The sequence below is a fragment of the Amycolatopsis sp. NPDC003676 genome (assembly GCF_053587275.1).
Genome location: NZ_JBSFNS010000192.1, coordinates 1 through 9,638, shown reverse-complemented (window position 1 = coordinate 9,638; position 9,638 = coordinate 1). Strand labels below are relative to the sequence as shown.

At 65.9% G+C, this 9,638-nt stretch carries 9 protein-coding genes; 1 reads left to right on the top strand and 8 read right to left on the bottom strand.

The window, feature by feature from the left end; translation table 11 throughout:
• Positions 1-186: 186 nt before the first annotated feature.
• The 8 genes from ACWDNU_RS44020 to ACWDNU_RS43985 form a co-directional block, all read right to left on the bottom strand.
• Positions 187-564: a Rieske (2Fe-2S) protein gene (locus ACWDNU_RS44020; protein WP_449673218.1), complete on the bottom strand. Its 378-nt coding sequence runs from the start codon at positions 562-564 to the stop codon at positions 187-189.
• Positions 561-842: a hypothetical protein gene (locus ACWDNU_RS44015; protein ID WP_449673217.1), complete on the bottom strand. Its 282-nt coding sequence runs from the start codon at positions 840-842 to the stop codon at positions 561-563. The genes ACWDNU_RS44020 and ACWDNU_RS44015 overlap by 4 nt, the downstream gene beginning before the upstream one ends.
• Complete coding sequence (locus tag ACWDNU_RS44010; protein WP_449673216.1) at positions 842-2,149, bottom strand: amidohydrolase family protein; 1,308 nt, start codon at positions 2,147-2,149, stop codon at positions 842-844. The genes ACWDNU_RS44015 and ACWDNU_RS44010 overlap by 1 nt, the downstream gene beginning before the upstream one ends.
• Positions 2,127-3,287 carry an ABC transporter ATP-binding protein gene (locus ACWDNU_RS44005; protein WP_449673215.1) on the bottom strand — a complete coding sequence of 387 codons (1,161 nt, stop codon included), beginning with the start codon at positions 3,285-3,287 and terminating at the stop codon, positions 2,127-2,129. Before ACWDNU_RS44005 ends, ACWDNU_RS44010 begins: the two co-directional genes overlap by 23 nt.
• Before the next feature lie 38 nt (positions 3,288-3,325).
• Positions 3,326-4,441 (bottom strand): ABC transporter substrate-binding protein, encoded by a 1,116-nt coding sequence (locus ACWDNU_RS44000; protein WP_370935041.1) that lies wholly within the window; start codon positions 4,439-4,441, stop codon positions 3,326-3,328.
• Between the two features lie 16 nt (positions 4,442-4,457).
• On the bottom strand, positions 4,458-6,218 hold the full coding sequence (locus ACWDNU_RS43995; protein WP_449673214.1) for an ABC transporter permease: 1,761 nt from the start codon (positions 6,216-6,218) through the stop codon (positions 4,458-4,460).
• Positions 6,219-6,378: 160 nt separating this feature from the next.
• Positions 6,379-7,428, bottom strand: coding sequence for a pyridoxal phosphate-dependent aminotransferase (locus tag ACWDNU_RS43990; protein WP_449673213.1), 1,050 nt, complete (start codon positions 7,426-7,428; stop codon positions 6,379-6,381).
• A gap of 88 nt (positions 7,429-7,516) precedes the next feature.
• Positions 7,517-8,197: a FadR/GntR family transcriptional regulator gene (locus ACWDNU_RS43985; protein ID WP_370935038.1), complete on the bottom strand. Its 681-nt coding sequence runs from the start codon at positions 8,195-8,197 to the stop codon at positions 7,517-7,519.
• Positions 8,198-8,364: 167 nt separating this feature from the next.
• On the opposite strand from ACWDNU_RS43985, the gene ACWDNU_RS43980 reads away from it, so the two are divergent.
• Complete coding sequence (locus tag ACWDNU_RS43980; protein ID WP_449673212.1) at positions 8,365-9,576, top strand: M20 metallopeptidase family protein; 1,212 nt, start codon at positions 8,365-8,367, stop codon at positions 9,574-9,576.
• Positions 9,577-9,638: the final 62 nt, after the last annotated feature.

Below are 9,638 nucleotides of genomic sequence, written 5' to 3'. Positions count from 1 at the left end.
CGGCGCAGCCCGCCCGTCCTCCCCAACCCGGCGTGCCGCCCCGGTCATCCGGCCGAAGTCCCGCGCGACGACCGCGGACGTAGTCCGTGAAGGGCCCGCGCCGTAGTCACACTCAGCTTCGGGGTGCCCACCGCACCGCTCAGAGCAATGTCGCCGCCAGGCGACGAGCCGAACGCGACGACCACCTCAGAGAGTCACCACAACCTCATCCCCCACCACCCGAACCGGAACCCCTCGCAACCCCACCCGGCTATCCGCCGGATGCCGCCCAGTCAAGACATCGAACTCGAACCCATGCCAAGGACAAACAATATTCCGATCAGCCGGATGAAACGCAGGCCCGGCACTCTTCCGATCCTCCCGAACCGGCTGAATCGTCCGCGGCATGATCTTCCCCTGGCAAACCGGCCCGCCCTGATGCGGACACACGTTATGCCAAGCCCGCACCTCCCCAGCATGGAAATAGAGCCCCACTTCCAGCCCGTCAACCTCCACCACGATCCGTTCCCGCGCCTGGAGATCCGCCAGACCGGCAACGACAACATCACGCTGAACCGCGCTCATTCGGCCCTCCGGTACCAGATCGCCATGTCGAAAAGGTTCACATCCGCGGCGTCCAGCAACGCAGTCACCAGAACAACAGTCTCCGTCGCAGTCAGCGCATCCTCACGAATCGGCCAGGCGATCTTGCCGACCCGGTCAGTCTTGGCGGAGAACAGCCGAGCCGCCGCATACAGGAGATCCGCGATTTCCGAGTCAGCGACCGAAGCAGCCCGGTCCTCCGAGACGATCTGAGAGGTCAACTCACCCAACCGAGATACCAGCGAAGTCAGTTCAGGCATCACGAAACCCCAGGACGGTCATGGAGCACACTGTGCGCAGCGGGCTTCCGGCGATCAGTGGGCAGATTGAAAACGCGCGCCGCGTTGAGGCCGAGAATGTTGCGCTTAGCCTGCTCCGACAAGAAGGGCAGCCGCGTAATAGTCGAAGGCGCATCCCAATCCCAATGCGGCCAATCCGACGAATACAACAACTGCGTCTCCGCGTTGAACGCCTTCATCCCAGCCTCCAGCAACTCCATGCTGGTCCGCTCCATAGGCTGACTCGTATACCACATATCCTTCATGTACTCACTAGGCAGCCGATTCAACCCAGGAGCCTCACTAGGCCGCATCAGCACCTCGTGGTCAAGCCGCTGCATGAGGAACGGAATCCACGCCAACCCGCTCTCGACCCACACCATCTTCAGCCGAGGGAACCGCTCCGGCATGGCGTTGATGATCCAGTTGGTCACATGAATCTGGTTGTAATGCGTAAACGACAACGCATGCATCGACAGGAACCGGTTCAGCTGCGCGAAAGAAGGGTCGCCCCAGTGATACCCGGAGTGGAACGCGAGCGGCTTCCCGCTGTCCTCGATCAGCTTGTACAGCCTGGTATAGACATCCGAATGGACCGGATTGTTGCGCGTCGAACACACCGTATACCCGATGATCCCGTCGTCATCGGCATACTTCTCGACCAGTTCCTCGCAAACCTCAGGCGTGTTGTACGGCAAGTACAACATCCCCTTGAGCCGGTCGTCCTGCGGCAGAACGACTTCAGTCAGCCACCGGTTGAAAGCCCGCCCGAGCACGACCTCGATCTCGTCCTGCGGATGCATGCCCAGCAGCAACATCGCACTCGGGAAGACAACCTGGTAGTCCAGTCCCATCGCGTCCATGCCGCGCCGGGCGGCGGCAACGAACGGATGTCCGGACACGCCGTCGAGCGGCTCCTTGCGCCCCTGATGCCCGATCCGTCCGCCAACGCTCTGATGTGACATACCAGGCTGGATGTTCAGCAGCGCGTTGTTCCCGGCGAACTTGCCGAACTGATCCATCCCGATCTGCCGCCACACATCGTTGTCGATGAGTTCCAGCACCTCGCCCCAGAAGTGATCCTCCGAGACGTGCGCGTCGATGTCGACGATGAAGTAGTCGTCGTACTCCCGCTCGGCCTGCTTAGTCGCGTGGGCGAGGACGTCACGGGTGTCGGTGCGCCCGCCGATCTCGGCGAGTTCCCGGATCCGCGGCCCGTCGGAACGCGGCGTATTCAAGGGCACGGATTCTTCCCTTCGTCCGGCGTCAGCGGGGCGCGACGGCGGCATCGGTCATCGTGGTCAGGTAGTCGTCGTCAGCGGGAGCCGCGTTCTCGTGCGGGATGACGACAGCGCGGTCCGGGCTCACCGCGAAAGTGTGTTCCTCGCCGGCAGTCGGGACGGTTTCCGCGGAGAGCTCAGCTGTTTCAGTGCGGACGCGCATCGGGAGACCATCCGCACGGACAAGAAGGTTGACGGCACTGCCCAGATAAGTAGTGCGCTCAACAGTTCCCCGGAATCGGCCCACACCAGAACCATCCGGAGACAGCCGAGCGTGCGCCGCACGGAACGCGATGTCAGCCCGGTCTCCCAAGGCAACATCACCGGTCGCAATCCCCGAGAAGACCAGCGAGGTGTCGTCCACGCGCACCTCAGCAGTCTTCCCGCGCACACCAGTGACGGTCCCGGGCAGGATGTTCTGAAAGCCCATGAAATCCGCGACATAAGCCGAATTCGGCCGGTCGTAAAGGTCGCTCGGCGTACCGGACTGGACGATGACGCCCTCGCTCATCACGATGATCCGGTCGGACAGCGTGATCGCTTCCTCCTGGTCGTGCGTCACGTAGACCGACGTCGTCTCGAACCGGTTGTGCAGGGAGCGCACCTGCTGGCCCATCTGGTACCGCAGTTTGCTGTCCAAATTGGACAGCGGCTCGTCGTAAAAGATGATCCCCGGCCGGGCGGCCAGCGCACGGGCGAGTGCCACGCGCTGCTGCTGACCGCCCGACAAGGCGGTGACCGGACGCTTCCCGAGGTCGGAAAGGCCAACCGCGTCAAGCATTTCCTGCACCCGCTGCGCCCGCTCCCGGCCAGGCATCCGCGCGACCTTCAGCGGGTACGCGACATTGTCCGTGACGTTCAGGTGCGGCCAAAGCGCATAGCTCTGGAACACCATCCCGACCCGGCGCTTGTCCGCGGGCACGAACGTGCGCCGCGCGGTGTCGACCACGACCCGGTCGCCCATGACGATCCGGCCCGAGGTCGGCCGCTCCAGCCCGGCCAGGCAGCGCAACGTCGTCGTCTTGCCGCAGCCCGAAGGGCCGAGCAACGTCACGAACTGCCCGGACTCGATCGTCAGATCCAGTTCGTGCAGCGCCGCCTTCGCGCCGTACTTCTTGGTGAGTCCGGATACCTGGACCTCGGTCATCGTGACCTGCGCTTTCTCTTCGGCCGGGAGGCGAGGCGTTACTTCTTGAAGGCCTGGGTGATGAAGTCGAAGTAGGGCTTGTTGAACGCGGGGTCCGGGTTCGAGAACGGCAACCGCGGCAGCTTGTCCAGCGACGGCAGACCCGCCGGGCCGGGCGCGGTCGGCGTGCGGCCGTAGGAGTTGTCCTTCTCCGCCAACGCCTTCTGGCCTTCCGGCGAGTACAGCCAGTTGACGTACAGCTGTGCGGCCTCGGCGTGCGGCGCCTTGTTGATCACGCACAGCGCCGAACGCGCCATGTAGTTTCCGCCGTCCTCCAGCGGGAACACCATGTCGATCGGCGCGCCCTTCTGCTTCTGCGCCTCGAAGTAGCCCTGGTATACCGCGATGCCGACCGGGAACCGGCCACTGGAGACATCAGTGGGCACCATCTGTTCCGACTGCGAGATCTGCAGGTCCTGCGCGGCGAGCTTCTCCAGATAGGAGCGGCCCCACTTCTTCTCGTTCTCGGGCAGCATCAGCGATTCGAGGATGTACCGGATGCCGCCGGGCACGGTCATGTCGCCGACCGCAATCTTGCCCTTCCACTTCGGGTCGAGCAGGTCGTGCCAGTTCTTCGGCGCGTCCTGCTTCTGCACCTGGTCGGTGTTGTAGACGAATCCGAAATAGCGCAAGGCGAAGTAGGTGAGCCTGCCGTCGTTGTCGGTCGGGACCTTGAACCCGGGGTCGGCGGTGCGCACGTCCGCGGGCGTGCAGATGTTCGGCTTCGCGGCCGCCTGCGGGGATTCGCCGCCGACGTAGATGTCCGCGATCCGGTTCCCGCTCTGCGCCTCGGTGTCGAGCTTGGTGAGGATCTGCGCGTCGGCCTGGTCCTGCGGGAGCAGCTTGATCCCGGGGAAGCGCTTGGTGAAAACATCGTTCATCGCCTGGTTCGCGGTCACCCCGGGCCCGTACAGCACAAGCTGCGTGTGGTTGGCCGCGAAGGCCTTGTCGTACAGCTCGTTCATATATTTGTTGGCCGCGGCTGACGCGCCAGGAACCTCAACTGGAGTACTCGACTTCGTCGCGCCCGCGGACGCGCAGGCGGTGAGCGAGGCGAGCAGGCCGGCGGTGAGCGCCAGCGCCGGTGCGCGCAGTTTCGTACGGGAGAACTTCATTGTTCTTCCTCTCGGGTCAGGGGGTGAGACGGGAGAGCGGACCTGCGGAACGGTCGCGGCCGAGGATCCGGCCGCCGAGCTTGACGGACACCGCGGCGAGCGCCAGCACGACGAACGCGGCGATCAGGATGATCATGAACAGCGCCGCGCCCCGGGACATCTCGCCGGTGAGGAACTGCTGGAAAGCGGTCAGCGACACGGGTTCCAGGCCCGGCGGGGCCAGCAGCATCGGCACGGCGAGGTTGCCCGAGATGAACAGCGCGGAGAGGAACCACCCGGCCAGGAAGCTCGGGATGACCAGGCGCAGCACGATGGTCACCAGCACCCGGCCCGCGCTCGCGCCGGACATCCGGCCGGCTTCCTCCAGTTCGGGCGACAGCTGGGCCAGCGCGCCCTCGGCGATCCGGCTGGAGACCGGGATCGTCGCGACGACCAGCACGAGCGTCATCAGGAACGCCGACCCGTAGAGCCCGCGGAAGGCCGGGAGGTAGAGCACGGCGAACATGTAGGCGAGGCCGAGCACGACGCCGGGCAGCGCCCACGGGATCCAGACCGCGAACGAGGTGTAGCTCCGCAGGAATCCCCGGCGCCGCGCGGTGACGTAGGTGGTGAGCAGTGCGATCGCGATCGAGCCGAAGCCGCCGATGACCGCGAGCCACGCGGTGAGCGCCAGGCTCGAGCTGAACTGCGGGTCGGTGAGCATCGTGACGTAGTTGTCCAGCGTCAGGCCGGTGCTCATCACCCCGAAGATCGGCTGGAGGCTGCCGAGCACCATCGCGAACAGCGGCAGCAGGAAGTTCAGCAGCACCACCACGACTATCAGCGCGGACAGCACCCAGCGGACCGGGCCCAGCTCCTGCGGATCGCGCCGCGACGTCTTGCCGGTGAGCGTGGTGAAGCTGCGGCCGCGCAGCATCCAGCGCTGGGCCAGGAACAGCAGCAGCACCAGCAGGATCAGCACGAGCGACAGCGCGAACGCCTTGGTGTACTCGGCTGGCGCCTCATCCCGGACGTAGTGGTATATCTGCGTCGAGAACACGTAGATGCCCGCCTGGCGGCCGATCAGCTGCGGTCCGTCGAAGGACTGGAACACCAGCACAGCGATCAGCAGGGCCGCGCCGGTGATCGCCGGGCCGACCGACGGGATGGTGATGGTGAAGAACGTCCGCACCGTCCCCGCGCCGCTGATCGCCGCGGCCTCGTCGAGCGACTGGTCGCGGTTCTTGAACGCGCCGAGCAGCAGCAGGTACGCGAACGGCATGTAGCCGAGCGACGTCAGCAGGATCAGCCCGCCCCAGCCCTGGATGTTGATCAGCGGCCCGTGCGTGCCGAGCGAGCGGCCGAGCTGGTTGAGCAGGCCGTTCTGCGCGTTGCCGAGCATGATCCAGCCGAGAGTGTGGAACAGCGGCGGGACGAACAGGTTGATCACCATGATCGGCGTGAGCAGCTTGCGGCCGGGGACGTTCGTATTGGCCGCGATCCAGGCGAAGAGCCCGCCGCCCGCCACCGAAATCGTGCCGCACACGACGACCAGCACGATCGAGTTCCACAGCGTGTGCCAGGTTTCCGGGGCCTCGAACGCCGCGAGCAGGCCGCTCATCGTGAACGGCATGTTGTCCGAGGGCAGCCCGTCGCGGAAGGCGCCGAGCACGATCATCGCCACGGGATAGACGAAAATCAGCGTGAGTCCGGCGAGCAGGGTCGCTTTGAGCACACCGCCGGTCACCGAGCGGCGCATCGATGCCCGCCGGTCGTGCTCGAATAGGCGCTCGGTCACTGCACCGTTCCTTCCTGCGAGCGATCGGTTACCCGCCGCGTGAACGAACCGCTCCGTCCGTCCTGCCGGTTAGCGTAAGAACTCGGGTGCGGCGGCTCATCGAGCGGCTCTCCGAAGTCCTCCCGGTTTCCTCCGACACGGTGTCGGAGGAAACCGCTGATCAGATAAGGGCGGCGAGCACTGCGTCGTTCTCTTCGGGCAGCCCGATCGTCACGCGTGCGCCGCCCGCCTTCGGGAACGGCCGGGCGAGCACGCCGCGAGCCTCCAAACGGGACAGAAGCTCGGCCGCATCCCCAGGCAGGAAAAGGAAATTCGCCTGGCTCGGCACATACGCGACGTTCGCCGCCTTCAACGCGGCTTCGACGCGAGCGCGTTCGGAGACGATGACAGCGGTTCTTTCCTTCGCTACAGCCAATCCTTCCGCGCTCAACGCCGCGATGACCGCCGCCTCGGCCACGCTGTTGAGCGCGAACCCGACGGACGTACGGCGCAGTGCTTCCGCGATCCGCGGCGCCGCAGCGGCGTAACCGACGCGGATTCCCGCCAAACCGTGCGCTTTGGACAGTGTCCGCAGCAGCACGAGATTCTCGAACTCGTCGAGCAATCCGACAGTCGCGTCCAGTGGTTCGGCAGACACGAACTCGCGGTACGCCTCGTCGACAACAACCAGCACGCTCGACGGGACGCTTTTCAGGAAGTCGCGGATATCCTCGACCCCGCGCAGCCCGCCGGTCGGGTTGTTGGGATTGCAGAGGTAGACAATGCGGGTTTCCGGGCCGACCGCGGCGAGCATCGCGTCGAGATCCATCGCGCCGTTCGCGTCGAGACCGACCTCTGTGGACTCGGCGCCGGCCAGCGAAAGCGCCGCCGCATACGCCTCGAAGGACGGTGCCGGGCGCACCCCGTGCACGCCGGGTTCGCAGACGAGCCGAGCGAGCGCGTGCAGCAGAGTGCCGGATCCGTTGTCGATCGCGATGCGCCCCGCGTCCAGCCCCATCGCCTCGGCGACGGCGGCACGTGCCGCGGCGCGGTGGTAATCGGGGTAGCGGTGGGCATTCCGGGCCGCCTCGGTCATGGCGGCGACGATGACGTCGGCGGGCGCCCACGGCATTTCGTTCTGCGACAAGCGGATCGGCGGCTGCGCACCGCGGGACGAGCGATCGGGGGCGGCGAGCACGCGGTCGACCACACTGCGGAGCTCCAGCAGCATGCATCCTCCTCAAGCCGGACGATTAACTGTAATGAATATACATAATTCTGAGCGCGTGTACATCCATCAGTTCTCCGGCGTGCGAAGATCAGGAAGGCCGGGCTGCCACCGCGGGACGCCGATGCCGCGAAATCGCCGACTCCGCCAGCTTGTGGTCGCGCCGCACGACCGCCTCCGCGAAGTCGAGGTGCGTGCGCAACCGCTCCTGCGTAGTCGGCGCCGTGACGCCCTCGAGCCGCGCGGCGATGATGTAGTCGACCAGATTCGTATACAGACTGCGCAAAAGCTCGTTCGGCGACACCTGCGCGATCCGCGCGTGCAGCGCCCAGATCGCCGTCGGCGCCTCCGCAGAATCCCAGGCTGCCTTCAGCGTTTCGGCACACGCTGAGATATCAGCGATGTCCTCGTCGCTCGCGTTCTCGACCGCGTCGTGCAGCACCGAACCGTCGAGCGAGTCCAGGACGCGCAGGCAGTTCTCCACCGTCGCCTTGCCCTCGCGCAACTGCAGCAGCTGATCGCTCAGATGCGTGAACGGCGAACGCGTCGCAACGAAGATCCCACCGCCCGGTCCAGGCTTCGCGTCGACGATGCCGCGAGCGCGCAGCAGCTGGATCGCCTCGCTCAGCGTCGCCGGCGCAACCCCGAAGCGCGCCATCAACTCCTGACGGCGCCCGACGAAGTGCCCGGCGCTCCAGCCCTCCGAGACGATCTCGTCCTCGAGCGCGCGAGCGACCTGGACAGCAGCAGCGGTGTTCGTGATCTGCGGCAAGGGTCCTCCGAAGTTCTCGGTCCGGTGACGTCGCCGACGCGGGTCACGCGTAGTGACAGATTAGAGGCGCACCGGAACCTGGAACACCCGGCATCGTCTATATTGATTGTAGACATTAGACGCTGGCGTCACCAGCGCGGCACGCACCGTTGCCTCTAAGGAGCCTCATGCCGGTTTCCGCCTCGATCCTCGCCGCTTCCGCCGCCCTCCAGTCCGACCTGATCGAACTCCGCCGCACCCTGCACGCCCACCCCGAAGCCGGGTTCGCCCTCCCCCGCACCCAGCGAGCGGTCCTGACGGCGATGGCCCCGCTCGACCTGGAAGTAACGCCCGGCCCGCACGATTTCACGTCAATCGTCGCAGTACTGCGCGGCACGCGGCCCGGACCGTCGATCCTATTGCGCGCGGACATGGACGCGCTGCGCGTTTCGGAGGAGACCGGACTGCCGTTCTCCTCGCAGACTCCCGGATTGATGCACGCCTGCGGACACGACCTGCACACCGCAGCGCTCGTCGGTGCGGCAAAGCTCTTGAGCGCCCGCCGAGACGAGATCGCTGGATCGGTGGTCTTCATGTTCGAACCAGGCGAGGAAGCAGGCGGCGGCGCGCAACGGCTGATCGAGGAGGGAGTGCTTTCAGACGTCGAGGCGGCTTACGGCATTCACGTCCTGCCCGGCCAGTCTGGCGTATTCACGACCCGCCCCGGCTCGGTCATGGCCGGGGCCAGCAGCCTGACCGTGCGCGTCCTCGGCCGAAGCGGACACGGTTCGCGTCCCCATCAGGCAGTGGACCCGGTTCCGGCCGCGGCGCAGATCATTTCGGCCCTGCACACCTATGTCACCCGGCGGTTTCCAGTGTTCGATCCGGTTGTGCTGTCGGTGACCAAGATGCAGGCGAGCGAGATCATCAACGCCATCCCCGACGAGGCGACCCTCGGCGCAACGATCCGCGCGCTTTCCGCGGAGAGCGTGGATATTCTGGCCCGTGAGCTTCCCTCGCTGGCAGACGGGATCGCGTCGGCGTTCGGCTGCCATGCGGAGACGGAGTTCCGGTCGGTCTACCCCGTAACCACGAACGACCCGAAGGCAGCGGCACATGCGTTGACCGTTCTCGGTGATCTGTTCGGCACGGAACGGGCTGTCCCGCTGGAGCACCCGGTGATGGCTTCGGAGAGCTTTTCCGCAGTGCTGAACGAAGTCCCTGGCGCATTCATTTTCCTAGGCACCACACCGGACGGGATCGACCCAGATGCGGCGGAGATGAACCACTCCCCACGCGCGGTCTTCGACGACAGCGTGCTCGGCGACCAGGCCGCAGCGTTGGCCGCCCTAGCCCTCAGCCACGTCGCCGTCCGTGAGGGGAACCCTGAGGGAATCTGATTCCCTCAGGGTTCCCCTCACGAACCTTGACCGGACCGGACCCGGGCAGAGCAGACCCGGGC

Excerpts from the sequence above, each read along its gene's own strand:
- ACWDNU_RS43980 (WP_449673212.1), top strand. The coding sequence starts at position 8,365 with ATGCCGGTTTCCGCCTCGATCCTCGCCGCTTCCGCCGCCCTCCAGTCC.
- ACWDNU_RS44000 (WP_370935041.1), bottom strand. The coding sequence starts at position 4,441 with ATGAAGTTCTCCCGTACGAAACTGCGCGCACCGGCGCTGGCGCTCACC.
- ACWDNU_RS44020 (WP_449673218.1), bottom strand. The coding sequence starts at position 564 with ATGAGCGCGGTTCAGCGTGATGTTGTCGTTGCCGGTCTGGCGGATCTC.
- ACWDNU_RS44015 (WP_449673217.1), bottom strand. The coding sequence starts at position 842 with ATGCCTGAACTGACTTCGCTGGTATCTCGGTTGGGTGAGTTGACCTCT.
- ACWDNU_RS43990 (WP_449673213.1), bottom strand. The coding sequence starts at position 7,428 with ATGCTGCTGGAGCTCCGCAGTGTGGTCGACCGCGTGCTCGCCGCCCCC.
- ACWDNU_RS44005 (WP_449673215.1), bottom strand. The coding sequence starts at position 3,287 with ATGACCGAGGTCCAGGTATCCGGACTCACCAAGAAGTACGGCGCGAAG.
- ACWDNU_RS44010 (WP_449673216.1), bottom strand. The coding sequence starts at position 2,149 with ATGCCGCCGTCGCGCCCCGCTGACGCCGGACGAAGGGAAGAATCCGTG.